Here is a 25446-nt window from a genome sequence, read left to right as displayed (position 1 = left end):
TGATACTATGATTAGTATCATAGAAAATATCGCGATGGCGCCCGGCGCCGGTCCCCACCAGGTTTGCCATGAACCCCTTCGAGCTTCCCTCCGCCATCGTCGACCCCGGCATCTATGCCCGCACCGTCGCGCATCTGCGCGCGCGCAGCATCGTACTGCCGCTGTTCTCCGAGCTCGCCGACCCCGAGACCATTCCCGCCGCCACCCGCGCCGCGGCCAATGCGGCGGACAAGGACGCGCCCGACGCGAGAAACCTGTTCGGCGTGCACTGGTACAACAATGCCCGTGCCCTCGGCCCGGTCACGGTGCCGGACTTCATCGAGCTGCCGAGCGCGGTCACCGGCGTGCCGGCCCGCATCGTGGTGATGCTCGGCCGGCATTTCCCGATGATCCACGCCCACAAGGTGCTGGCGGCCTATGCGTGCCTGGCCCCGCGCCTCGTCACCGGCGCTTTCGACCCGACGCGCCACCGCGCCGTGTGGCCCTCCACCGGCAATTACTGCCGCGGCGGCGTCGCCATCTCGCGCATCCTCGGCTGCCACGGCGTCGCCGTGCTGCCGGGCGGCATGAGCGCCGAGCGCTTCAACTGGCTGGAGAAATGGGTCACCGACCCGTCCGACATCGTGCGCACGCCGGGCACCGAGTCGAACGTCAAGGAGATCTACGACGCCTGCGCCGTGATGGCGAAGGACGAGGGCAATTTCATCCTCAACCAGTTCTCCGAATTCCCCAATTATCTCGGCCATTACGCCGTCACCGGTGCCGCCGCCGCCCGCCTGTTCGAGGGGCTGAACAGCTCCGGCAAGCTGAAGCTCGCCGCCTTCGTCGCCGGCACCGGCTCGGCCGGCACGCTCGGCGCCGGCGACCGGCTGAAGCAGGAATTCGGCACCCGCATCGTCGCCATGGAGCCGGTCCAATGCCCGACCCTGCTCTATAACGGCTTCGGCGAGCACAACATCCAGGGCATCGGCGACAAGCACCTGCCGCTGATCCACAACGTCACCAATACCGACATCGTCGCCGGCGTCTCCGACGCGGCGTCGGACGATCTGGCGCTGCTGTTCGGCTCGGAGGCCGGCCGCGCCTATCTCGCCGAGCGCCGGGGCCTCGACGACGCGACCATCACGGGCCTCGCCGGCCTCGGCCTGTCGGGCATCGGCAATGTGCTCGCGGCCATCAAGACCGCGCGCAAGCTCGATCTCGACGAGAACGACGTCCTCATCACCGTCGCCACCGACGGCTCCGAGCTCTATCCCAGCGAGATCGCCGGGCACCTCGCCCGCAAGGGCGGCCGCTTCGACCGGATCGACGCGGCGGAAGCCTTCGGCCAGCACCTGCTGGGCGGCGACGCCGACCATGTGCTGGAACTCGACCACCGCGACCGCCAGCGGGTGTTCAACCTCGGCTATTACACCTGGGTCGAGCAGCAGGGCGTCTCGGTGGAGGATTTCGACCGTCGCCGCCACCAGTCGTTCTGGAAGGGCCTCACCGCCCATCTCGACCTGTTCGACGAACTGATCGCCCGCATGAACCGCGATGTCGGCATCGCCAGGGCAGCGTGAGGGAGATGTACGCGTGACCTCGTCCTATCTTGAGCTCCGGCAGAAGACCCGCGAGCGCGACCGCAGCCTGCGCGACAAGGTGATGTCGCTGGAGGAGGCCGCCGCGCTGGTGGAGAACGGCTCCTCGGTGGCGCTCGGCGGCTGCACCGCGTCCCGTACCCCGATGGCGATGCTGTGGGCGCTGGTGCGCGCGCGGAAGCAGGACCTCGTGGTCTCCCGCTCGATCATGTCGACCGAGGGCGACATCCTCTACGCCTCCGGCCTCTCCAGCCACGTCATCACCTCCTGGTTCAGCCAGGGCATCGTCTGGGGCGTCTCCAAGGTGATGCGGGCCTATACCGAGAGCAAGCGCGCCACCTTCGAGGAATGGAGCCACATGGCGATGGGCCTGCGCTACCGCGCCGGCGCCATGGGCGTGCCCTTCATGCCGATGCGCTCGATGATGGGCTCGGGCGTCGTCGACCGCGCGCCGGGCGCCAAGGTGATGGAATGCCCGTTCACCGGCGATCAGCTGCTGCTGGTGCCGGCGCTGAACCCGGATGTCGCACTCATCCATGTCCAGCGCTGCGACGCCTATGGCAACGCGCAGCTCGACGGCCTCACCTTCATGGACATCGACATCGCCATGGCGGCGAACAAGGTGATCCTCACCACCGAGCGCATCGTCTCCAACGAGCAGATCCGCCGGCACCCGGACCAGACCAAGATCGGCTTCTTCACCGTCGACGCGGTGGTGGAAGTGCCGTTCGGCTGCGCGCCGCACGAATGCTACGGGCTGTACGAGCCGTTCTACACCCACATGGATCTCTATGCCGGGATGACGTCGAAGGATCCCGACGCGGGCGCCAAGGCCTATCTCGAGCGCTTCTATCACGAGCCGAAGAACTGGGCGGACTATCTCAGCCGCATCGGCATGGCCGAGTTGCTCGACGCCCAGCGTCGCGGGAGTGGCATCTATGACGACTGAACCCGCCCGCAGCGTGCCCACCCTTGCGGCCGTGCCGGCCTACACCGCCTCCGAGCTGCTGGCGGTGATGAGCGCGCGCCTGCTGAAGGACGGCCAGACCGTCTTCGCCGGCGTCGGCATCCCGCTGCTCGCCGCCATCCTGGCGCAGAAGACCCATGCGCCCGGCCTCACCATCCTGTTCGAGGGCGGCGTCATCGGCCCCTTCGTCGAGGCCGGCAAGCTGCCGCCCTCCACCAACGAGCAGCGCTGCACGCGGCGCGCCAACATGCTGGTGTCGATCACCGAAGTGCTGCTGATGCTGCAGCGCGGCTATGTCGATGTCGGCTTCATGGGCGGCGCGCAGATCGACCGCTACGGCAACCTGAACTCCTCCTTCATCGGCGATGCCGACGACCCGAAGATCCGCCTGCCCGGCACCGGCGGCGGCAACGACATCGCCAGCCTCGCCGACATGATCGTCGCCATGAAGCACGAGAAGCGCCGCTTCGTGGAGAAGGTCGACTTCATCACCTCGCCCGGCTTCCTCGACGGCGGCGACACGCGGGCGAAGGCCGGCCTGCCGGCGGGCGGCATGTTCCGCGTCGTCACCGATCTCGGCATTCTCGGCTTCGACGAGACGACCCGCGCCATGACGGTGGTCGCCCTGCATCCCGGCGTCACCGCGCAGGCGATAAAGGACAATACCGGCTTCGAGCTGCCGGTGCCTGCCGACGTGCCCGTCACCGAGCCGCCGGGCGATGTCGAGCTCGCCATCCTGCGCGAGCTCGACCCCGAGCGCCTGTATACGGCGTGAACGTCTTCCCCCTCTCCCCGTCGGGGAGAGGGCTGGGGTGAGGGGCCTTCCTTCGCTCCGCAATCGCGCACCCCCTCACCCGGCCGCTTCGCGGCCGACCTCTCGCTGAAGCCGGATATTTCCGGCTTCATACCCGCGGAAAGGAACTTGGCAACAGCCGAGTTCCTGCGGGGAGAGGTGAGACAGCAAAGGTCCCTCCCCCAATGCCCGCTCCCGTCTCCTTCGGCATCGCGATGCGCAACTTCACCCGTTTCCCCGAGCTGCCGGATGCCGGCGCGCTGGTGGATTACGGCGTGCGGATGGAGGAGCTCGGCTTCGAGTCGCTCTGGGTGTGGGACCACATCCTGCTCGGCACCGACCCGCATTTCCCCATCATCGACTCGCTCTCGCTGCTCACCGCGGTGGCGGCGCGCACCAAAACCATCAAGATCGGCACCGGCGTGCTGGTGCTGCCGCTGCGCAACCCGGTGACGCTGGCCAAGCAGCTCGCCTCGATGGATCTGCTGAGCAACGGCCGCCTGATGCTCGGCGCCGCCGTCGGCTGGTACAAGCGCGAATTCGACGCCATCGGCATCCCCTATGAGCGCCGCGGCAAGATCATGGACCGCAATCTCGACATCCTGAAGCGGCTGTGGACCGAGGACAGCGTCACCGGCCAGTGGGACGAACTGAACCTGCGCAACGCGGTGATGTTCCCCAAGCCGGTGCAGAAGCCGCATCCGCCGATCCTCATCGGCGGCTATGTCGACGTGGTGCTCAAGCGCGCCGCCACCAAGGGCGACGGCTGGCTCACCTATTTCTACACGCCGGAAGGCTACAACGAGGCCTGGGCGAAGATCTCCGCCTATGCCGAGGAGGCCGGCCGCGATCCCTCTTCGCTCTACAGCCTCAACCAGCTGCCGATCCATGTCGGCCCGCGCGATACCGGCATGGCCAAGATGACCGAATGGCTGAACGCCGAGTGGGATCTGTCCAAGGGCTCGCTCTCCACCTTCGACAGCGCCATTGTCGGCACGCCCTCCGAATGCGCCGAGCAGATCGCCGCGCATATCGCCACCGGCGTGAAGAAGATCGTCTTCGTGCCGTATCGCTACGAGAAGGAGCAGGTCGACCTGCTCGCCCATGAAGTGCTGCCGTTGCTGCGGAAGTGAGCGGCGGCGCGACCCGAGGTTGAAGCGCCGGCCCGTCGCGCCGGAGGCCGGGGGTTCGAGCCCCGGAAAAGATACCGGCTGTTTACGAAGGCGGCGGCGCGGCGGCGCGGCCGACTCGACTCCCGGTCTCCGGCTGCTACCGTTGCGGCGCCGGGAATTCGCCTACCCCTCAGGAGAACCAGCAGTGAAACTGCTTTCGATCGCTGTGCTGGCGCTGGTCAGCATTTCCGCCGCGGCATGCGTGACGGCTACCCAGGACAAGGAGAACATGCTGTCGGCCGCCGGCTTCAACATGCGCCTCGCCGACACCCCGGAAAAGGTCGCGTCGCTGACAAGCCTGCCGCCGCACAAGTTCACCGTACAGAACAAGAACGGCCAGCCGGTGTTCCTCTACGCTGACCCGACCGTCTGCGGCTGCATCTATTACGGCACCCAGGACAATTATCAGGCCTATCAGCAGATGGCGTATCAGCAGCGGCTGGTAAACGAGCAGCAGATGACCGCCATGATGAACCAGCAGGCCGAATTCGACTTCGGCCCCTGGGGACCCGGTCCCTGGGGACCGATGATGCCGGTGGATTGACCTCGCGAGGCGCGCGGTGCCCGCCATCGTGCGGCGGGCGCCGCGTCTCGCCTCCTGAGCGCCTTCAGGCTCCCCACCTTCGCCAGCTTGCCCGCCGCCGGCTCGACCCTCTGCGTCAGCGCGAAGCCGCCACGGCATCCGGCCGGGTCGCCGCGATGGCATCGCCTGATGGCTCCGTACCGTCACGCACGAAGAGATCGATGCCGCCTCGCCAGGTGAGGTCTCTCGGCTTGAACGCTCAGCCCGCGCCCCGTCGCCTCGATGCTTACCATGGGTAATGTAAAGAACGACCCATACGCCTTTTTCCCCATTTTAATACCATAATGACGTTGCCATGATACTGCCAAACCAAGTGCGTGAGAGAGTGGCCGTTCATGTTTGGTGGGTTCAGCTTACGTCGCAATCCTTCTTTCTTACCGAAACTATGGAAATCCGCCAGAACGATACTAAAACCTTACCATGATGAGAAACGTTTCCGTCATGGAACGGGATCATTTCCAGCTAATCTTGACAAATTCCCCTTGAGGAAAGGGGAATTCTACGGTCAAGTCGCTACGAATTGCTGGATATCGACAGCCATATCGACCAGTCAGATCGTATCTTATTTCGGATATCAGCGTCATGTCCTTAGATCGGACATAACGGAACTTGCCGTGAGATTCGGCAATTGGTTTGTTTTGAGAAAAGGAAACAAACTGGAATGTGCCGTCGCCGGACAAACAGCCTATTCCATCTCGATCGAGTATCCGGCTGGCACGATCACCGGCCTGACCTTTTCGGGTAATACCCAGGGGATGGCCGACGCGGGCGGGGAGGTCTGCTCCGACTTTCTGCCGATCGCCATGCCCGCCGGCGCGGAACTATGGGTGCGCGTCGCGACCTACAGTGCGGCGCCGTGGGCACATCAGTCGACCCCGCAGAATCCGCTTGTCCGTTCCGGGGCGATGGACAGCAAGACGCGCGTCACCGACCGGACGAGGTCGTTCGGCCAGACCGAGCCGAGCGCTCAAGAGGTGGGCATATGGCCGATCGGCATCATCGCCCGAACACGGCATGGCGGCGTCCTCGGCATAGGCGACAGCATCGTGCAGGGTGTCGGCGACGAACAGGACGAGAGCGACGACCTCGGACTGATCGGCCGCGCCGTCTCCGACACCCATGCCTATATCAATGCGGGCGTTGGCGGCGATAAAATCAGGAATATCCTTAGTTCCTACAATAAGCGCCTGTCGCTGGCGCGCTATGTGAAGAACATCATCTTCGAACATGGGGTGAACGATCTCCCGGACACCGATCTGGCGATGGTGAAGACCCGAATGCTGGCGCTGTGGATGCTCGGAGCACAGTACAAGCGTCAAGGTTCCCGGCTGTTCCAGACCACCATCACCCCGTCGACAAAAAGCTCGGACCGGTTTGAGACGCTGGCCAACCAAAAGGCGGCGACCGGCTTTTCGACCGGCGGCATCGGCAAGCGCGAGCAATTGAACGACTGGCTGCGGGATGGCGCCCCGATCCTTGCCGGCGTGCCGGTCGCCATCGGGACATCCGGTGCCAGCCGGTCCGGCGACGGCTCGCACCCCCTCCATGCCGTGTTCGACGTGGCCGATGTCGTCGAGAGCGCCCGCAACAGCGGCAAATGGAAAGTAAACGGCACGGCCCACTGGATAACGCGGGATGGGCTGCACCCAAACCGCAATGGAAACCTTTTGGTGAAGGCGTCCGGCGTCGTGGACGTGTCGAAATTCGCCTGAGTCGCCTTGCCGGACGGAGAAGAGGCCCGCGCAGCGTATTGTTGAGGTGTCACGCGGAAACGCGCGGATCCCTCACCCCCTGAGCGCCTTCAGGCTCCCCACCTTCGCCAGCTTGCCCGCCGCCGGCTCCACCCGCTGCGTCAGCGCGTTCGCCGCATAGGAGCGCTGCTTCTGCCGCGAGGGCGCGTCGGCATAGGTCGTGTTGCGCTGACGGGCGAGCCGGCCGGCGGCGCGGATCGCCGCCTCCATCCGGTCCGGCGGGAATTCCTGCCCATGCGTGCCGCCGGCGGCGCGGCTGATCGATTCGTCCATCAGCGTGCCGCCGATATCGTTCGCGCCGGCCTTGAGCGCCGCGACGATGCCGCCCTCGCCGAGCTTCACCCAGGAAGCCTGCACATTGGGGATCAGCGGGTTGAGCGCCAGCCGCCCGACGGCGTGCATCAGCAGCGCCTCGCGCCGGCTCGGCCCCTGCCGCGTGCCGCCCTTGAGATAGAGCGGCGCCTCCATGTGCAGGAACGGCAGCGGCACGAATTCGGTGATGCCGCCGGTCTCCGCCTGCAACCGGCGCAGGCGCAGGAGATGCCGCGCCCAGTGCCGGTAGTGGTCGACATGGCCGAACATGATGGTCGAGGTGGTTCGGAGCCCGGCCCGATGCGCCGCGCCCACCGTCTCCAGCCACTCGGCGGTGTTCAGCTTGTCCGGGCAGATGATGGCGCGCACCTCGTCGTCGAGGATTTCCGCCGCCGTGCCCGGCAGCGTGCCGAGCCCCGCTTCCTTCAGCCGGACGAGGAATTCCGGCACCGGGATGCCGAGCGTCTCGGCCCCGTGCCGCACCTCCAGCGAGGAGAAGGCATGGACATGCATGTCCGGCACCGCCGCCTTCACCGCGCGGACGATGGCAAGATAGGTCTCGCCGGAGAAATCCGGGTGGATGCCGCCCTGCATGCACACTTCGGTGGCGCCGCGCTCCCACGCCTCGATGGCGCGGCGCTGGATCTCGCCGAGGTCGAGCTCATAGGGCTTTCCGCGCAGGTGCTCGTTGTGGCGCCCCTTGGAGAAGGCGCAGAAGCCGCAGCGATAGGCGCAGACATTGGTGTAGTTGATGTTGCGGGTGACGACATAGGACACCGTGTCGCCCACGCTCTCGCGCCGCAAGGCATCCGCCGCCTCGAAGACGCGGCGGGCCTCGTCGCCACGCGCTTCGAACAGCCGGACGATCTCCCCCTCGGCGAGTTCCCGCCCGTCGAACGCCTTGTCGAACAGCGCATCGAGTTCGCTTCCCTCCCCGGCGATGGACGGGCTGGCCGGCCATTCGACCACGGTGCTCGCGAAGGTCTCGCCCTCGCCGACCCGCCAGCCGCTCTCATGGGCGAGGCCGCCGGCATCGGCGCGGCGCAGCACATGGGGCGCCACCGCCCTGTCGAGCCAACGTCCGGCGTCGAACAGATGGCGCGGATAGATCGCCAGCCGGGGCGCCAGCACCTTGCCGGCCTTCGCCGTGGCGGCGGCGAGCGCGGCGAGCGCCGGCCAGGGCGCCTCCGGGTTCACGTGATCGGGCGTCACCGGCGACACCCCGCCCCAATCGTTGATGCCGGCCTCGATCAGCGGGCCGAGCTCATCGGCGCGCAGATTGGGCGGCGCCTGGATCGAGATGCCGGGCCCGAGGATCAGCCGCGCCAGCGCGATGGTCCAGAGGTGCTCGTCGAGCGAGGGTTCCGGCGCCGCCGCCATGCGGGTGCCGGGCTTGGCGCGGAAGTTCTGGATGATCACTTCCTGCACATGGCCGTGCCGCGCGTGGGAATCGCGGATGGCGAACAGCGCCTCGATCCGCTCCTCCCGCGTCTCGCCGATGCCGATCAGCAGGCCGGTGGTGAACGGCACCCGCGCCTCGCCTGCCGCCTCCAGCGTCGCCAGCCGCACAGCCGGCGCCTTGTCCGGCGAGCCGAAATGCGGCCCGCCGCGCACGGAGAGCCGCTCCGACGTCGTCTCGATCATCATGCCCTGCGAGGCGGAAACCGCCCGCAGCGCCTTCGCATCGTCGAGCGTCAGAATCCCGGCATTGAGATGCGGCAGCAGCCCGGTCTCGCGCAGCACCAGCCCGGCCATCGCGGCGAGATAGGCGAGCGTCGTCTCGTAGCCGAGCGCCGCCAGTTCCTCGCGCGCCGCCTTGTAGCGCAGCTCCGGCTTGTCGCCGAGGGTGAACAGCGCCTCGTCGCAGCCGACGCGGGCGCCGGCGCGGGCGATCTCCAGCACCTCGTCCGGCGTCAGGAACGCCCGCTGCCCCTTCCGCGGCGGATGCGCGAAGGTGCAGTAGTGGCAGACGTCGCGGCAGAGCTGGGTGAGCGGGATGAACACCTTGCGCGAGACGGTGACCACCGTCCCGAAGCCGGCGTCGCGCACCCCGGCCGCCGCCCGCATCGGCCCGACGGCACCCTCGCCGACCAGCGCGAGGGCGGCGTCGCGGTCGAGCCCGCCGGTCGCCAGGACCTGCCGGGCCAGTTCATCCCACCGCGCCGCCGCATCGTTCATCGCCGTCAGCCTTCCATCACGTCCGGCAGGGTGACGAGTTCGATCCCCGCCGCCAGCAGCGCATCGCGCACCGCGCCGGCCACCGCGATGGCGGTCGGCTCGTCACCATGTACGCAGAGCGAGTCGAATTTGGTCGGCATCTTCTTGCCGTTCACCGAAATGATTTCCCCGTCCTGCACCATGCGCACCGTGCGCTCCGCCGCCACCTTGGGGTCCTTGATCACCGCCCGCGGGTCGGTGCGGGTGAGCAGGTTGCCCTCGTCGTCGTAAAGCCGGTCGATGAAGGCCTCGCGGGAGAGCTTCAGGTCGAGCGCCAGCGCCGCCTTCTCCATCTCGGAATTGGAGAGCGCGAGATAATAAAGGCTCGGATCGACGGTCCTGATCGCCCGGCCGATCGCCAGCGCATAGTCCTTGTCGATGGCCGCCATGTTGTTGAGCGCGCCATGCGGCTTCACATGCGTCACCTTCACCCCGGCATAGGCGGCCATGCCGGCGAGCGCGCCGAGCTGGTAGGCGACCAGATATTCGAGGTCGTTGGCGTTCATGCGGATCTGCCGGCGGCCGAAGCCCCAGATGTCGTTGAAGCCGGGATGCGCCCCGATCGACACCCCGTTGGCCTTGGCCTTGAGGCAGACGTCGCGCATCACCGTGGCATCGCCGGCATGCAGGCCGCAGGCCACGTTGACGCTCTGGACGATCTTCAGGATCGCGGCGTCGTCGCCGATGTCATAATGGCCGTAGCCTTCGCCCATGTCGGCGTTGATATTGATGCGCGTCGCCAAGGAAACCTCCTGAGTGAGAGCAGGCCGCTCTCGACAGCCGAACTATTAACGCATTAAATAATCATGCATTTCAATTCGAAACATACTAACATTAGTACGACTGCCGCAAGGCAAAATGCACGTATCGGAGCCTCGACGTGGCGCATCCATCCGCGCGGGACGACAACCGCCTGAACCGCCTCGCCCGGTTCCTGGCGGTAGGCGACACCGCCTTCGCCATCGAGTTCGGCACCGGCATCGATCCGGTGCTGAACGCGCGCGTCCACCGCGCCGCCGCGCTCATCCGCGAGGCCGCGCTGCCCGGCATCGTCGAGACGGTGCCGAGCTTCCGCTCGCTGCTCATTCATTACGATCCGCTGGCGACCTCCGCTAATGCTCTTCAAGCACAAATCGGCGATTTCGACCTCGGCGAAGCGATCCTCAGCGCGCCCGAGCGCGTCTGGGTCATCCCGACTCTTTATGGCGGAACGGCCGGCCCCGACCTCGCCGAGGTCGCCGCCGCCACCGGCCTGCCCGAGGAGGAGGTCGTCGCCCGCCATGCCGGCACGCTCTACCGGGTCTATGTGCAGGGCTTCCTGCCCGGCTTCGCCTATCTCGGCGTGCTGCCGAGGGAGCTGGAGCTGCCGCGCCTCGCCACGCCGCGGGTGCGGGTACCGCCAGGCTCGGTCGCCATCGCCCAGCTGATGACCGGCATCTATCCGGTCGAATCGCCGGGCGGCTGGCGGCTTCTCGGCAATACGCCGCTGCGCTTCTTCGATGCCGGCAGCACGCCGCCGACCCTGTTCGCCCCCGGCGACGGCGTGCGCTTCCGCCCGGTCGATGCCGACGAGCACGCGGCCATTCGCGACGCGGTGGCACGCGGCGCCTATGAGCCCGAGCAGGAGGCCGGCCGATGAGCGCCCGCCTCCTCATCACCCAGCCCGGCCCGCAAACCAGCGTGCAGGACCTCGGCCGCATCGGTTCGCAGGCTTATGGCGTGCCGGTCTGCGGCGCGCTCGACGGCGTCGCCCTGCGGCTCGCCAACCGCCTCGTCGGCAATGCGGAGGGCGATGCGGCACTCGAATGCCGCCTGCTCGGCCCGAGCTTCACGGTGGAGGACGGGCCGGTGCGCCTCGCGCTGGCCGGCACGCAAGCGAGCATCGAGGTGACGAGGGACGGCGAGACCCGCAGCTTCCCCGCCTGGCGCGCCGTCGACATCCCCACCGGCGCCGGCGTGCGCATCGGCGCCCTGCGCGGCAGCGGCTGCGCCATCCTCGCCGTGGCCGGCGGCATCGACGTGCCGGCGGTGCTCGGCTCGCGCGCGACCGATCTCAAGGGCGGCTTCGGCGGCCTCGACGGCCGGGCGCTCGCGGCCGGCGACCGCCTGCCGGTGGGCGGCGCCCCGGACGGCCCCTGCCTGGAACTCCCCTACCCGCCCCCGCTCGCCTTCGACGGCGTGCTGCGCGTGGTGCTCGGCCCGCAGGACGAGGCCTTCACCGAGGCGGGCCTCGCCACCTTCCTCGACAGCACCTACACGGTCTCGCGCGAGGCCGACCGCATGGGCATAAGGTTGGAAGGCGCCCCGCTCGCCTTCCGCACCGGGCCGGACATCACCTCGGACGGCATCGCCACCGGCGCCATCCAGGTGCCCGGCTCCGGCCTGCCCATCGTCCTGCTGGCCGACCACCAGACGGTGGGCGGCTACGCCAAGATCGCCACGATCATCTCCGCCGACCTGCCGCGCGCCGGCCGGCTCACGCCCGGCGCCACGTTCGGCTTCGCGGCGGTGAGCGTCGCCGAGGCGGAGGAAGCCCGCCGGGCGCTGGAACGCGAGATTGCGGCGCTCCTGTCCTCGCTGGCGCCGGTGCGCGAGGCGGCCCGGGTCGATCTCAAGGCCCTGTTCGCCGCCAACCTCATTTCGGGGGTGGTCACGGCGCTCGATCCCGAGTAACGAGGCGCGTGGATAAGATTATGTGATACTGAACATAAGAAGATTTCGCTGATTCTGCCGCCGCGTACAGGCGGCTGCGACCGGGTGCGACATCGCCGATGCTCAAGGATTCCGCGGCCGCGCTGGCCAATCCCGACTACCGACGCAGCCCGGTGCCGCGCTATCTGCAGATTGCCGGCGTCATCCGCCGTCGCATCGAGGACGGCGTCTGGGGTCCCAACGAGAAGATCTCCACCCTGCAGGAGCTGGAGGCCGAGTTCCAGGTCGCCCGCGTCACCGTCCGCCAGGCGGTGGAGGTGCTGCAGGGCGAGGGCCTGGTGCGCCGCATCCAGGGCAAGGGCACCTTCGTGTCCGGCTCGGTCGAGGAGAAGCGCTGGCTCAAGCTCGACCTGAAATGGCACTCGCTCGCCGGCACCATCGGCGCCAACGTGCCGCGCTTCATCCCCGGCGCGACGCCCTCGGCCCCGCCGCAGATCCGCCCGGAAGACGGCATGCCGGCGGCGCAGTACCGCTATCTCGAAAGCGTGCAGTCGCGGCGCGGCCAGCCCTATTCCTTCGCCCGCGTGCATTTCGACGAGAACATCTACCGCCTCGCCCCGGCCCGCTTCGACCGCGAGCCGACCATCAGCGTCGTCGCCACGCTGGAGGCGCTCAAGGTGAAGAAGGCGCGGCAGTCCTTCATCGTCGGCACGGTGGAGCCGCGCGTCGCCAATCTTCTCGCCATCGGCATCGGCTTCCCGACGGTGGAGGCGCATCTGGTGGTCACCGATTCCGACGACACCGTGATCTATGTCGCCGACATCATCTATCGCGGCGATTGCGTGCAGCTCGACATCGACCTGCTGCGCTGAGGCGCGCCTCTCCGGGACGAACCGGCAACACACGGCGCGCCCGTGCTCCCTCTCCCCATTGGGGAGAGGGGGAGACGCGGCGGCCGAAGCAAGGCCCCTCACCGACCCGCTTCGCGGGCCACCTCTCCCCATTGGGGAGAGGGAAGTTCGCGCGAGGCCCGAGCCAGCAAGCGACGCCATCGGCGGCGAAGCGCGCAGGCGCCCGCCCTCAACCCCGTCCGAAAATCCGCATCAGCCAGCCCTTCACCACCGCGAGGAACAGCGCCCCCGCGTCCAGCGAGGTGTTCCGCGCCGCCGGCGCCTCACCCTTCACCAGCGCCGCGAGATTGGCGGCGAAGCTCTGCGTCAGCCGCGCCGCCACGTCGCGGGCGATGGCGCCGCGGCTCATCTGCGCCAGCGGGCCCTGCAGCACATAGGCGACGTCGACCCGCACCCGCGTCGCCGCCCCGTCCTCGGCCTCCTCCAGCCGGTAGGCGAGCCGCGCCTGCACCCGCGTGGCGCTGCGCCGGTCGACGCCGCGCCCGTCAATGGTGCCGGACCAGTCAGCCGGGTGCGGCGTGATTACCCCAGCCCCGCCGAACGCCGCCTGCATCGGCCCGAGCTTCACCACCATCTCGGATGCGAGGCTGCGCCCGTCGCTCGGCGCCGTCAGCCGCGCGCCGGGCAGGCAGGCGATGACCTTCTCCGGCGACTGGAACAGCGCCCACACGTCCTCGCGCCGCGCCGGCACGGTGAAGCTCTCGGACATCTCCACCGGGTTGCGCAGCGGCTCCGCCGCCTCGGAGGCCACCGCGGGCACGGCGACCGCAGCCGGTTCCGGCGCCGCGCGCACCACCTGCGCCGGCGAGACCGGCAATGCCAGCGGCGAGCCGTAGGCGGGCGGCGCCAGCACCGTGCCGCGCGTCACCACCGCCTCCGACCGCGTCGCCGCCACCTTCCTGATCGCGCGGATGATGCCGACATAGCCGGTGCAGCGGCAGAGATTGCCGGCGAGCTCGTGGCGGATGGTCTCCTCGTCCGCCTGCGGCCGGCGCAGCACGATGTCGCGCGCCATGATCAGCATGCCCGGCGTGCAGAAGCCGCATTGCAGCGCGTGCTCGTCCATGAACGCCTCGCGCAGCGCCGCCGTCACCGCATCGTCCGCCAGCCCCTCGACGGTGGTGATCGAAGCACCGTCCAGCGCCACCGGAAAGGCGATGCAGGAGCGCGCCGGCGCCCCGTCGATCAGCACCGTGCAGGCACCGCACACGCCGTGCTCGCAGCCGAGATGGGTGCCGGTGAGCAGCATCTCCTCGCGCATGAAATCGGCGAGGTGCTGGCGCGGCTCGACCGCCGCCTCGATGGCGCGGCCGTTGATCTCCAGTTTGATCGGAATCATGCGGACGGACTTTCAGCTTCCAGCGCGGCGCCGGCCGGTCGATCGATAGCCAACTGATCGATTGCCAGCTGATCGATCGCCCCGCGGATCACCGCCCGGTGTAGGCGAAGCGTCGCCATCTCCCCGGTGAGGCCGGCGCTTGCGAGGCGCGCATCGAGCAGCGACGGATCGGCGAGGACGGCCGCCGCATCGCTCACCACGATATGCCGGCCCTCGGTGGCGCCGATCACCAGCCGATGCACGTTCCGCGCGGGATCGGCGAGCACCGCGCACATCGCCTCGGCGAACTCGCCGACCTTGCGGCAGGACTTGCGATAGCCGAACCGGCCCTGCGGCGAACAGCGCGGCACCAGCACCCCGGTGACGATTTCGCCGTCCCCCAGCGCCGTCTCGAACGCGCCGAGGATGAAATCCTCCAGCGCCAGTTCCCGCGTCCCCGCCGGCCCGGCGAGATGCACGCGCGCGCCGAGCGCGGTGAGCGTCGTCGGCCAGTCGGCGGCCGGGTCGGCATGCACGAGGCTGCCGCCCACCGTGCCGCGATTGCGCACCGCGCGATAGGCGATGCCGCGCGCCACCCGCGCGAGGAAGCCCGGCGTCGGGTCCGGCACCACGCCGTCCTCGAACTCGGCATGGGTGATGGCGGCGCCGTAGAGCACGCCGTCCGGCCGCTCCTCGATCCGCCGCAGGTCGGGCAACCGCGCGACATCGACCAGCGTCGAGGGCCGCGCGAGGCGCAGGTTCAGCATCGGCCCGAGGCTCTGCCCGCCGGCCATCGGCTTGCCGCCTGTGTCCGCCAGCGCCGCCACCGCTGCTCCCACCGAGGCGGGCCGCACATAATCGAAACGCGCGGCCTTCACGACGCGACCCTCGCGGATACCGCCGCCCGCACCCGGCGCGGCGTCATCGGGCACATGGAGAGCTCGACGCCCATGCCCTTCAGCGCGTCGTTGATCGCGTTGCCCAGCGCGGCCGGCGGCGCGATCGCCCCGCCCTCGCCAATGCCCTTCTGGCCGAAGCGGGTATTCGGCGAGGGCGTCTGCATATGGTCTATCCGCACCGTCGGCATCTCGCCGGCGCCGGGCAGCAGGTAATCCGCCAGCGTCGAGGCGAGCGGCTGGCCGTGCTCGTCATAGGTCATTTCTTCGTAGAGCGCGGTGCCGATGCCCTGCGCGGTGCCGCCATAGATCTGGCCGTCCACCACCATCGGGTTGAGCAGCACGCCGCCATCCTCGACGATGACGTAGTCGAGGATCTCCACCTCGCCGGTCTCCGGCGCCACCGCGACGACGGCGGCGTGCGAAGCATAGGAGAAGGTGCCGGTATCGACGGTCGGCTTGTAGCCGGCCACCAGGTCGAGCCCGTCCGGGTGGATGTCGGCCGGCAGATTCTGCGGCGCCAGGTACCAGGTCTTCGCCACCTCCTTGAAGGTGACGGAACCCGACGGCCCCACCACTTCGGCGTCGCGGATGATCACCGCCTCCTCCGGCGCCTGCAGCAGATGCGCGCCGATCCGCTTCACCCGCTCCGCCAGCCGCTCGCAGGCGCTCGCCACCGCGCCCCCGGCCATCACCGCCGAGCGCGAGCCCCAGGTGCCGGTGGAATAGGGCGTCAGCGCCGTGTCGCCATGCACCACGTTCACCAGTTCCGGGTCGATGCCCAGCACCTCGCAGGCCACCTGCGCCAGCGTCGTCTCCATGGACTGGCCGTGGCTCTGGCCGCCGATGCGCACTTCCAGCGTGCCGTCCGGGGTCAGCCGCGCGCCGCAGCTCTCGATGCCCGGCACCATCGGGATGCCCCAGCCGTGATAGACCGAGGTGCCGTGCGCGCCCTGCTCGCAATAGGTGGCGTAGCCGAGCCCGATCAGCCGTCCATCCGCCTCGGCCTGCCGCTGGCGCGCGCGAACCGCCTCATGGCCGATCATCTCCCCCGCCCGCCTCAGGCTCTCGGGATAATCGCCCATGTCGAAATCCTTGCCGGTGATCGAGGTGAACGGCATCTGCTCCGGCCGCACCAGGTTGCGCATGCGCACCTCATAAGGGTCGATGCCGGCCTCCCGCGCGACCGCGTCGACCATCAGCTCGATCGCCGTGCACACGCCGGTGCGGGCGACGCCGCGATAGGGCACGATCGGCGGCTTGTTGGAGCACACCGAATAGGCCCGGCAGCGATAGGCGGGAATGTCGTAGGGCCCCGGCAGGTTCGACACCACCTGCGCCCCTTCGAGGCAGGCCGAAAACGGGTAGACCGAATAGGCGCCGGCATCGACATGCGCCACCGCCTCAAGGCCGATGAGCTTGCCGTCCGTATCGGCATAGGCGGTCATCACATAATGATGCTCGCGGCAATTGGCGGCAGCGATCAGGTGCTCACGCCGGTCCTCCAGCCATTTCACCGGCCGGTCGAGCTTCAACGCCGCCCAGGCGCAGCACACCTCTTCCGGCTGCAGCAGCCCCTTCCAGCCGAAGCCGCCGCCGACATCCGGCGCCACCACCCTTATCTTGCGGGTCTCAATGCCGAGGCATTCGGCAAGGCCCGAGCGCACGATGTGCGGCATCTGCGTCGAGGTCCACAGCGTCAGCTGCTCGGCATAGCGCTCGAACACCGCGATGCAGCCCTTGCCTTCCAGCGGCGCCATGCATTGCCGGCTGGTGCGCACCTCGCGCGTCACCTGGATCGGCGCGTCCTTGAGGCCGTCATGGAAATTCTTCTCGGTGGCCGAGACCAGGAACACATTGTCCGGCCAGTCGTCATGCACCAGCGCCGCGTCGGGCTGCACCGCCTTCAGTATGTCGAAATTCGCCGGCAGTTCCTCGTAGTCGACGAGGATCTCCTCGCAGAGGTCCTCCGCCTCGGCGCGGGTCTCGGCCAGCACCATCACCACCGGCTCGCCGGCGAAGCGCACCTTGCCGCTCGCCAGCGACGGCTGGGCGGAAACGCGGAAGCCCGGCAGGCCGGTCTTGGCGAGGATGTCCTTCACCCCCACCATGTCGGCATGGGTGAAGGCGCGTCCCTCCAGATGCGCGGGGATGTGGATCGCCCTGATGCGGGCATGGGCGAGCGGAGAGCGCAGGAACGCCGCCTCCAGCTGGCCGGCAAAGCGCATGTCGCCGATGAACCGGCCGCGCCCGGCCAGCAGACGCGCATCCTCCTTGCGGCGGACCGAGGCCCCGACGCCGCGTCCTTTCGACGAGGCGCCGGAATGCGCGGTCCTGTGGCGCGATTCCTGCACGTCCACGGCCATGCCGATCTCCTGACGGAAGCCCTTGTGCGAGGCTCTATCTTATTCGATTATCGAGACTATCACACGATATGTGCTGATCTTTGCACAAATAGCATCATTGGCAAGTCCATGGATGCGTTCTAACCTGTGCGGCGGTCGGTCGAGAAGGACGAGAGAGCGATGAAGTTCGGTGTGGGCCAGCCGTTCCGGCGTGTCGAGGATCAACGCTTCATCACCGGCGCCGGCCGCTACACCGACGACATCCATTATGACGGCGAGGCCTTCGCCGTCGTGGTCCGCTCCCCCCTCGCCCATGGCATCATACGCTCGGTGGACGCCGACGCCGCGCGGGAAATGCCCGGCGTGCTCGCCGTCTACACTGCCGACGATCTCGCCGCCGACGGCATCGGCGCGCTGCCCGCCGTCATCGTGCTCGACAATGTCGAGGGCGGGCGCATGCCGACGCCGCCGCAGCGCCCGCTGGCGCAGGGCAAGGTGACCTATCTCGGCCAGCCGGTCGCCTTCGTGGTCGCCGAGAGCGCCATTCAGGCCGTCGAGGCGGCCGAGGCGGTGGCGATGGACATCGAGGACCTGCCGGCGGTGGTCGACCCGCTCGCCGCCTTCGCCGAGGGCGCGCCGCTCCTCTTCGACGAGGCCCCCGGCAATGTCGCGCTGCACTGGCGGATCGGCGACGTCGCGGCGGCCGAGGCGGCGCTGGCCGCTTCCCCCCGCGTGGTCGAGATCGAACTGGTCAATAACCGCATCGTCGTCGCCTCGATGGAGCCGCGCAACGCCATCGGCCTGCATGACGCCGAGACCGGCAACTTCACCCTCGTCACCGGCAGCCAGGGCAGCCACATGATCCGCGCCTGGCTGTTCGAGGCGCTGTTCGGCCTGCCCGCCGAGAAGCTGCGCGTCGTCACCCCCGATGTCGGCGGCGGCTTCGGCATGAAGGCGATCCCCTATCCCGAGCAGGGCCTCGTGCTCTACGCCGCCCGCAAGCTCGGCCGGCCGGTGCGCTGGCAGTCGACCCGCGCCGAGGCGTTCCTCTCCGACACCCAGGGCCGCGACAACCTCTCCCGCGCCCGGCTCGGCCTCGACGCCGAGCATCGCTTCACCGCGCTGCTGGTGGAAACCATGGCGCCGGCGGGCGGCGCGCTCTCGGCCTTCGGCGTCTATTGCCCGACGCTGTCCGGCCCGCCGATGGCGCCGGGTGTCTACCGCATCCCCGCCGTCGCCACCGATGTGCGCATCGCCTACACCAACACCGCGCCGATGGATGCCTATCGCGGCGCCGGCCGGCCCGAGGCCGCCTATCTCATCGAGCGCATCGTCGACAAGGCCGCGCGAACCGTGGGGCTGGCGCCCGACAAGCTCCGCGAGATCAACATGATCGCGCCCGACGAGATGCCGCACAGGACCGCGACCGGCGTCACCTACGATTCCGGCGACTTCGCCGCTGTGATGAAGGCCGGCATGGAAGCCGCCGACTGGGACGGGTTCCCCGCCCGCCGGGCGAAGGCGGACGGGCTGATGCGCGGCATCGGCATCGGCTACTACATCGAGCGCACCGGCGTGCCCGGCAAGGAAGGCGCGGTGGTGGAGATATCCGCCGGCGGCGACGTCACCGTGCATGTCGGCACCCAGTCCACCGGCCAGGGCCACGAGACCACCTATGTGCAGATGACCGCCGAGACGCTCGGCGTCCCGCCCGAGCGCATCGTGGTGAAGACCGGCGACACCGACCAGCCGCTGCCCTCCGCCGGCGGCACGGTGGCCTCGCGCTCCATGGTGCATGGCGGCGGCGCGCTGCGCCTCGCCACCGGCGACGTGCTCGGCAAGGCGCATGGGGAGGCCGCGAGGATCCTCGAATCCGACCCGCGCGAGGTGGAGTTCGACGATGGCGTGTTCCACGTCCCCGGCACCAACCGGCATGTCGGCCTGCTCGACGTCGCGGCGAAGGCGGGCGGGCTCACCGGCGTCGGCGATTTCGAGCAGCTGATCGGCACCTTCCCGAACGGCGCGCATGTCTGCGAGGTCGCGCTCGACCCTGAGACCGGCAGCATCGTCGTCGAGCGCTACACCGTGGTCGACGATTTCGGCCGGGTGCTCAACCCGCTGGTGCTGTCGGGCCAGGTGCATGGCGGCATCGCCCAGGGGCTCGGGCAGGCGATGCTGGAGCGCGTGGTCTACGACCCCGACAGCGGCCAGCTGCTCTCCGGCTCGTTCATGGATTACGGCCTGCCGCGCGCCGACGACCTGCCCTTCTTCGCGGTGTCGACGCAGAACGTGCCCTGCACCACCAATCCGCTCGGCATCAAGGGCGCCGGGGAAGCCGGCGCCATCGGCGCCCCGCCGGCCTTCGTCAACGCGGTGATCGACGCGCTGGCCCCGTTCGGCATCACCGACCTCGACATGCCGCTGACGCCGTTCCGGGTGTGGGAAGCCATCGAGGCGAAGGCGGCGAAGATCGAGGCAGCCTGAGGTCGAGGGCGAAGCCGGGCAGGCCGCGCGTGCTTCGATACGCGGCGCTTTGCCCCGCTCCTCAGCATGACGACGTCTATTCTGATGACATCTATTCTGAGGACTCAGGACCTCATTTGCGTGCTGGAACCTCCGTCATCCTGAGGTGCCCGGCCTAGCCGGGCCTCGAAGGACGCACCACGCCCGCCGCTGTTCCCACTCCAAACCCGTCAAAGGCCGAACCGGAACGACAGGCTGCGGGAAGAGCCGCGAGGGCCGCCCGCTCACGGCACCTGCGGCAGCGTCGCCTCATCCGGCCACCAGCCATCCTCGCGCCGGATGAACAGCGGGCAGCCATAGGCGGCGCGTACCCGGTCCGCCGGCAGCACGCCCTCCATCGCCGCCACCCAGCGGTTGGTCTGCTTCATCGCCACCGCCATGCCTGATATCTCCGCTCCTGCCCGCGCGAGCAGCCGGCAGGCCGCGACCGCCGTGGCGCCGGAGGAGATGGCGTCGTCGACCAGCAGCACCCGCCGGCCCTCGATCAGCGGGGTGAGGTTGGGGTCGAGCCGCAGCCGCTTGCCCGCTTCCGGCGTGGTGATGGAGGAGACCGGCTCGGAAAGCTCGTCGCGGTACCAGAACTTGCGGGAATAGCCGAGCGGCACGTAGCGCGCCTGCCCCAGCCGCTCCGCCACCAGCGCCGCGAAGGAGAGCCCCAGCGTCGGCAGGCCCGCGACGATCTCGGCCCCGAGCGGAGCCGCCGCCTCGGCCATCGCGTCGGCGAGCGCCGAGACCACGGCATGGGCGGCCTGGTTGGCGATCAGCGAGGCGACCGCGTGCTCGCCGTCCGGCAGAGGGCGCAGCGGCAGCACCAGCACCCGCCCGTCCGGCAGCCGCACCGGGTAGCCATGGCGATAGGGCGGCGCCTGCGAGAACCGCGCCGGCACCGCGTCGGTGAGTTCCTGCCAATAGTCCAGCGTCGATTCGGTGAAGCCGTCGCTCACGTCGCACCTCGTGCAAACGGCCCCGGCATGTCGCTGGGGCTGTTCGGTGTTCTACACGAACCATAAAGACGGTCCGGGCATGGCATGTGGCCGGCGGCGTGCGTCCTTCGAGGCCCGGCATGCCGGGCACCTCGGGATGACGAGGATCTCATAAGCAGGAAGATGACCTCTTCACGCTGAGGAGCGGAGCAAAGCTCCGCGTCTCGAAGCACGCACACGCCCTCCCCTCGGCAAGAACGCTCAGAGCTCTCCCGCCGCCATCCGCCCCGCCATGAAATCCGCCTGCCGGATCGCCAGCGCCACGATGGTCAGCGTCGGGTTGCAGGCGCCGCCGGTGGAGAAGGTGCTGCCGTCGGCGATGAACAGGTTTGGCACCTCGTGCGCCCGGCCGTTGCCGTCCAGCACCCCGTCCTCGGCCTTCGCGCTCATGCGGTTGGAGCCGAGATTGTGGCTGGCGGGATAGGCCGGCGCCTCGATGGAGCGCTTCGCCCCCGCCGCCGCATGGATGGCGGTGAGCTGCTTGTAGCCATGCACGCGCATCTTCAGGTCGTTCGGGTGGTCGTCATAATGGATATTGGCGACCGGCACGCCGAAGGCGTCGAGCTCGTCGCCGAGCGTCACCCGGTTGTCCGGCTGCGGCATGTCCTCGCCGGACATGAAGATGCCGGCCATGTTGGCATATTGCTCGATGACGGAGACGAAGTCGCGCCCCCACCAGCCGGGGTCCATGAAGGCGGCGGTGGTCGGCAGGCCCATCGAGTTCATCTCGATGTAGTAGCCGCCTGCAAAGCCGCGCGCCGGGTCGTGGCGGACGAAATCGTCGATCATGCCGCCCATGATCTCGCCGCGATGCATGTAGACCGGCTTGTCGAACACCGACCACACGGTCTGGATCAGGTGGCGCAGGTAATGCCGGCCGACATGGCCATGGCCATTGGCGAGGCCGTCGGCAAAGCGCCCGCTCTTCGAATGCAGCAGCAGCCGCGAGGTCTCGACGCAATTGCCCGCCAGCACCACCGCGCGCGCCTTCTGGCGATGGGTGACGCCCGCCGCGTCGACATAAACGACGCCGGACGCCTTGCCGGCCTCGTCATGCTCGATGAGGACGACGCGCGATTGCGGCCGCAGCTCCAGCTTGCCGGTGGCGAGGCCGCGCGGGATCTCCACGTTGAGCGTCGACCAGCGCGAGCCCACCTTGTCGCCGGTGATGGTGAAGCCGTCCTGCGTGGTCGCCGGACGGCCGTCATAGGCCACCGAATTGATCGCGTGGCGGCCGGTGGAGACGTTCAGCCCGAGCTTGCTCGCGCCGGCATACATCACCTTGAAATTGTTGTTCGGCGGCAGGCCCGGCAGGCCGTTGGTGCGCGTGACCCCCATCTTGGCCTCGGCGAGGTCGTAATAGGGGTCGAGATCGGCGAGCGTGATCGGCCAGTCGATCAGGCTCGCGCCCTCGACATCGCCATAGACGGTGCGCGCGCGCAGCTCGTCCTCGATGAAGCGGTAGCAGCAGGCCGACCAGTGCGTGGTGGTGCCGCCCACCACCTGGCAGTGCCAGCTCGGCGCCGTCGGATGGTCCCTGGCGACGCGCCAGGTGCCCGACGCGGTGCGCTTGTCGAGCCAGGACAGCATCTCGTAGCCGCCCCATTCGTCATTGACGAAGTCCTCGGGCGTCAGGTGCTTGCCGGCCTCCAGCAGCACCACGTCCACCCCGCGCCGGGCCAGTTCATGGGCGAGCGTGCCGCCGCCGGCGCCGGAACCGACGATGACGACGACGCCGGAATCATCGAGCTCATAATGTGTCATGCTGCGTACCCGTATGCGGAGGTTGCGTCACACGCCCGCGGGCGGTTCGGGCAACCAGTCGAGATCGTTGAAGCCGCGGTTCACATAGCCGCCGAGATGCACGCTGGCGCCCTCGTAGCCGAAGGCCTGCCACACCTCGACATCGTCGTAGAGGAAGCGCACCGTCGAGCGCTGCACCAGCCGGAAGGCGGTGGTGCCCTCGATCTCCTTCAGCGCGTTGACGCGATAGCTCTCCGACAGGTCGCGGAACGGCAGCGAGGTGGCGCCGTCGACGAGGTCGACGAATTCGGCGAAGCTCTGGGCAGCGGCCGGCACCTTGGCGGCGATGCCGTCGAAGGCCGCCACGGTGCGGCGATAGACCCGCTCGGGCAGGCCCTGGTGCGGGTAGAGCGTGCGTGCCGCCACCACCAGCGTCTCGGCGACATGCGCGTCGAACACCTTCAGCACGCCGATCCATTCCGGCCCGTCCGGCAGCGCCAGCGGCGCCGGCAGCTTCGAGTCCTTATAGGCTATTGGCATCGAGGTCTCGGCCATGGGCACTCCTCCAGTCAGTTCGTCGACGACAGCTGCTCGTTCGGCGGCAGCCAGGCGTTGATCGCGGCGGCATTGTTCACGAGATCGGTGGCATGGCTGGCGCGCGAGCGCTCCTCGGCTTTCAAGAGGCGTGCCATGCTCGGCTGGAAATGCGGGACGACGTGGCGGGCGAACAGCTCGTAATGGCGCAGCGTCGCCTCCCGGTTGGCCCAGTCATGCGCCAGCATCAGGAAGCAGCCGAAATCGCCGGCCCGCGCCGCCAGCCGCTTGAGGAAGTCGACCGCATCGTCCGGCGTGCCGATGACGCCGATGCCGGTCTCGTTCATCCAGGCGATGCGTTCCTCGAAGGTCTCGCCCTGCGCGGTGATCGAGGGCATGGCGATGGTCTTCTGGGTGTAGTCGCAGAAGGCGTCGAAGCCGTGCCGCATGTCGGCGATCGCCTGCTCGCGGGTCTCGGCGACATGCACGTTCACCACCAGCCGCCAGCGGCCGGGATCGGGCACATGCCCGTGCCGGATCGCCTCCTCCGCGTAGACGTCCCAGTGCAGCGGCGAGGCCGGCATGCCGGGCTTGGGCGACACCACGCCGGTGGAGAGCAGCCCCAGCCCGTGCCGGCCGGCGATGCGCGGCCCGGCCTCCGAGCGGGTCGCCGCCACGCAGACGTCGAAGACCGGGTCGGTATAGGGCGCCACCTGGCAGAAGGCGTCGACCAGCCTGTAGCGGTCGGTCGTCGCGCTCACCGGCTCGGTTGTGGTGAGCAGCTTCATCAGCACGCCGAGATCGTGGTCGAGCGCCGGCCTGAGCTCGCGCGGGTCGAGCCCGAACATCGAGGCGTCGCTCGGCAGCCCCCCCGGCCCGAAGCCGGCCATGAAGCGCCCGCGCAGCAGATGGTCCATCAGGATCATCCGGTCGGCGACATGGTAGGGGTTGTGATAGGGCAGCGGCACGATGCCGGTGCCGAGCTTGATCGACCTGGTCAGCGCCCCGACATGGGCGAGGAACACCATCGGGTCGGCGACGATCTCGCTGCCGGCGGAATGATGCTCGCCGACCCACGCCTCGTCATAGCCGAGCTCGTCGATCCAGCGGATGGTCTCGATATTGCGCTGCAGCGACGTGGTGATGTTCTGCGTCGGCGGCGAATTCCACGGCGGCATGAAGATGCCGAAGCGGGTCTTCCTCATCTCCCGCTCCCTCGGCGTACCGGCAGGAACTGTTTCGGCAGCACGCAATGGATGCCCTTGTTGCCGTCCACGGTCTGGGTGACGCGCAGATCGGCGCAGAGCGAGCACAGCGTGTAGGCATCCTGCGGCGACAGCCCGGACTGCTCGCCGATCAGCGCGATCATGTCGCGCAGCGCCTCCTTCACCGCGTCGTCGAGATCGGGGTCGAAGCCCATGGTGATCCACGCATCCGCCTTCTCCGCGCGCGGCGCCGACAGCTTCATGTCCTTGCGCAGGTGGAACTCGAAGGTGCCGGTCAGCGCCGTCTCGATGGCGGTGAGGCAGACCTCGCCGTCGCCCTGCCGCCCGTGGCCGTCGCCGACCGAGAACAGCGCGCCGGGCGCGAAGACCGGGAAATAGGTGGTCGTGCCGACGCCCAGCTCCTTGTTGTCCATGTTGCCGCCGAACACCCGCGGCTCGGTGGAGGACAGCCGCCCCCATTGCGGCGCCGGCGCCACGCCGAAATTGCCGAAGAACGGATCCAGCGGCAGTTCCTGCCCCCAGGGCATCGTCGCGATGCGCCTCTTGCCGTCCACCGGGAAATGGATGCGCCGCAGCTCGGGGAAATCCTCCGGCAGCGTGCCGAGGAACGGCATCTGGATGTTCCAGCCCCAGTCCGCCCGGAACGCGATGTCGAGCAGCCGCACCTCCAGCACGTCGCCCGGCTCGGCGCCCTCGACGAAGATCGGCCCGGTCAGCATGTGCGGGCCCGGCCCGCGGAAGGTGCTGGCGAATACCTCCGCCTGCCCCGGCACCGGCGTGAAGCCGAGCGCCGGGTCCGGCATGTCCTCCGGCTCGCCCGACAGCGTGTCGATCACCACGAGGTCGCCGGACTTGATGCTCAGCGCCGGCTTCAGCCCGGCGTCCCACTGGCCCCAGTTCACGTTGCCGGGCGTGGCGGGCAGATGATGTTGCATGATGG

The 25446-nt window shown here is 68.7% G+C and carries 20 protein-coding genes; 10 read left to right on the top strand and 10 right to left on the bottom strand.

Annotation, left to right across the window (positions count from 1 at the left end):
- Positions 1-68: 68 nt before the first annotated feature.
- The 6 genes from AC1RU4_RS01510 (at position 69) to AC1RU4_RS01485 (ending at position 6807) form a co-directional block, all read left to right on the top strand.
- Entirely contained in the window at positions 69-1562 is a 1494-nt protein-coding gene (locus AC1RU4_RS01510; protein WP_492889216.1) for a pyridoxal-phosphate dependent enzyme, read from the top strand.
- A gap of 82 nt (positions 1563-1644) precedes the next feature.
- Positions 1645-2529 carry a CoA transferase subunit A gene (locus AC1RU4_RS01505; protein WP_492889406.1) on the top strand — a complete coding sequence of 295 codons (885 nt, stop codon included), beginning with the start codon at positions 1645-1647 and terminating at the stop codon, positions 2527-2529.
- Positions 2519-3322 carry a CoA-transferase subunit beta gene (locus tag AC1RU4_RS01500; protein ID WP_492889215.1) on the top strand — a complete coding sequence of 268 codons (804 nt, stop codon included), beginning with the start codon at positions 2519-2521 and terminating at the stop codon, positions 3320-3322. The genes AC1RU4_RS01505 and AC1RU4_RS01500 overlap by 11 nt, the downstream gene beginning before the upstream one ends.
- Positions 3323-3525: 203 nt before the next feature.
- On the top strand, positions 3526-4473 hold the full coding sequence (locus tag AC1RU4_RS01495; protein WP_492889214.1) for an LLM class flavin-dependent oxidoreductase: 948 nt from the start codon (positions 3526-3528) through the stop codon (positions 4471-4473).
- A 184-nt stretch (positions 4474-4657) separates the two neighbouring features.
- The gene (locus AC1RU4_RS01490) at positions 4658-5056 is read left to right on the top strand and encodes a hypothetical protein (protein WP_492889213.1); all 399 of its coding nucleotides are present in this window, start codon (positions 4658-4660) and stop codon (positions 5054-5056) included.
- Positions 5057-5709: 653 nt separating this feature from the next.
- Positions 5710-6807 carry an SGNH/GDSL hydrolase family protein gene (locus AC1RU4_RS01485; RefSeq protein ID WP_492889212.1) on the top strand — a complete coding sequence of 366 codons (1098 nt, stop codon included), beginning with the start codon at positions 5710-5712 and terminating at the stop codon, positions 6805-6807.
- Positions 6808-6879: 72 nt separating this feature from the next.
- Here the strand turns inward: AC1RU4_RS01485 and cofH are convergent, their stop codons facing one another.
- Positions 6880-9336 carry a 5-amino-6-(D-ribitylamino)uracil--L-tyrosine 4-hydroxyphenyl transferase CofH gene (gene cofH, locus AC1RU4_RS01480; RefSeq protein ID WP_492889211.1) on the bottom strand — a complete coding sequence of 819 codons (2457 nt, stop codon included), beginning with the start codon at positions 9334-9336 and terminating at the stop codon, positions 6880-6882.
- Positions 9337-9341: 5 nt separating this feature from the next.
- Positions 9342-10118: a LamB/YcsF family protein gene (locus AC1RU4_RS01475; RefSeq protein WP_492889210.1), complete on the bottom strand. Its 777-nt coding sequence runs from the start codon at positions 10116-10118 to the stop codon at positions 9342-9344.
- Between the two features lie 137 nt (positions 10119-10255).
- Here AC1RU4_RS01475 and pxpB point away from each other — a divergent pair, with 137 nt between their 5' ends.
- The 3 genes from pxpB (at position 10256) to AC1RU4_RS01460 (ending at position 12899) form a co-directional block, all read left to right on the top strand.
- Positions 10256-11014 carry a 5-oxoprolinase subunit PxpB gene (gene pxpB, locus AC1RU4_RS01470; protein WP_492889209.1) on the top strand — a complete coding sequence of 253 codons (759 nt, stop codon included), beginning with the start codon at positions 10256-10258 and terminating at the stop codon, positions 11012-11014.
- The gene (locus AC1RU4_RS01465) at positions 11011-12048 is read left to right on the top strand and encodes a 5-oxoprolinase subunit C family protein (RefSeq protein ID WP_492889208.1); all 1038 of its coding nucleotides are present in this window, start codon (positions 11011-11013) and stop codon (positions 12046-12048) included. Before pxpB ends, AC1RU4_RS01465 begins: the two co-directional genes overlap by 4 nt.
- 98 nt (positions 12049-12146) lie before the next feature.
- Positions 12147-12899, top strand: a complete 753-nt coding sequence (locus tag AC1RU4_RS01460; protein WP_492889207.1) for a GntR family transcriptional regulator — start codon at positions 12147-12149, stop codon at positions 12897-12899.
- 208 nt (positions 12900-13107) lie between these two features.
- Here the strand turns inward: AC1RU4_RS01460 and AC1RU4_RS01455 are convergent, their stop codons facing one another.
- The 3 genes from AC1RU4_RS01455 to AC1RU4_RS01445 are packed head-to-tail and all read right to left on the bottom strand — an operon-like array spanning position 13108 to position 17518.
- Positions 13108-14277 (bottom strand): xanthine dehydrogenase family Fe-S subunit, encoded by a 1170-nt coding sequence (locus AC1RU4_RS01455; RefSeq protein WP_492889206.1) that lies wholly within the window; start codon positions 14275-14277, stop codon positions 13108-13110.
- Entirely contained in the window at positions 14274-15134 is an 861-nt protein-coding gene (locus AC1RU4_RS01450; protein WP_492889205.1) for an FAD binding domain-containing protein, read from the bottom strand. The genes AC1RU4_RS01455 and AC1RU4_RS01450 overlap by 4 nt, the downstream gene beginning before the upstream one ends.
- Positions 15131-17518 carry a xanthine dehydrogenase family protein molybdopterin-binding subunit gene (locus AC1RU4_RS01445; protein ID WP_492889204.1) on the bottom strand — a complete coding sequence of 796 codons (2388 nt, stop codon included), beginning with the start codon at positions 17516-17518 and terminating at the stop codon, positions 15131-15133. The genes AC1RU4_RS01450 and AC1RU4_RS01445 overlap by 4 nt, the downstream gene beginning before the upstream one ends.
- Positions 17519-17677: 159 nt before the next feature.
- On the opposite strand from AC1RU4_RS01445, the gene AC1RU4_RS01440 reads away from it, so the two are divergent.
- Positions 17678-19981 (top strand): xanthine dehydrogenase family protein molybdopterin-binding subunit, encoded by a 2304-nt coding sequence (locus tag AC1RU4_RS01440; RefSeq protein WP_492889203.1) that lies wholly within the window; start codon positions 17678-17680, stop codon positions 19979-19981.
- Positions 19982-20244: 263 nt separating this feature from the next.
- On the opposite strand, the gene AC1RU4_RS01435 is transcribed toward AC1RU4_RS01440, so the two are convergent.
- The 5 genes from AC1RU4_RS01435 to AC1RU4_RS01415 all read right to left on the bottom strand — a co-directional run bounded on the left by AC1RU4_RS01435 (position 20245) and on the right by AC1RU4_RS01415 (position 25444).
- Positions 20245-20964, bottom strand: a complete 720-nt coding sequence (locus tag AC1RU4_RS01435) for a phosphoribosyltransferase (protein ID WP_492889202.1) — start codon at positions 20962-20964, stop codon at positions 20245-20247.
- 240 nt (positions 20965-21204) lie between these two features.
- Positions 21205-22767, bottom strand: a complete 1563-nt coding sequence (locus AC1RU4_RS01430; RefSeq protein ID WP_492889201.1) for a GMC family oxidoreductase — start codon at positions 22765-22767, stop codon at positions 21205-21207.
- Between the two features lie 27 nt (positions 22768-22794).
- A complete protein-coding gene (locus AC1RU4_RS01425) occupies positions 22795-23301 on the bottom strand; it encodes a hypothetical protein (RefSeq protein WP_492889200.1) in 507 nt (168 codons plus the stop codon).
- A gap of 14 nt (positions 23302-23315) precedes the next feature.
- Complete coding sequence (locus AC1RU4_RS01420) at positions 23316-24485, bottom strand: LLM class flavin-dependent oxidoreductase (RefSeq protein WP_492889199.1); 1170 nt, start codon at positions 24483-24485, stop codon at positions 23316-23318.
- Entirely contained in the window at positions 24482-25444 is a 963-nt protein-coding gene (locus AC1RU4_RS01415) for an acetamidase/formamidase family protein (RefSeq protein WP_492889404.1), read from the bottom strand. The genes AC1RU4_RS01420 and AC1RU4_RS01415 overlap by 4 nt, the downstream gene beginning before the upstream one ends.
- Positions 25445-25446 lie beyond the last annotated feature (2 nt).

This window comes from Ancylobacter sp. GW821-FHT10E12, assembly GCF_058809335.1.
The sequence above is the reverse complement of the archived record's forward strand: the minus strand, read 5'-3'. Positions and strand labels throughout refer to the sequence as shown.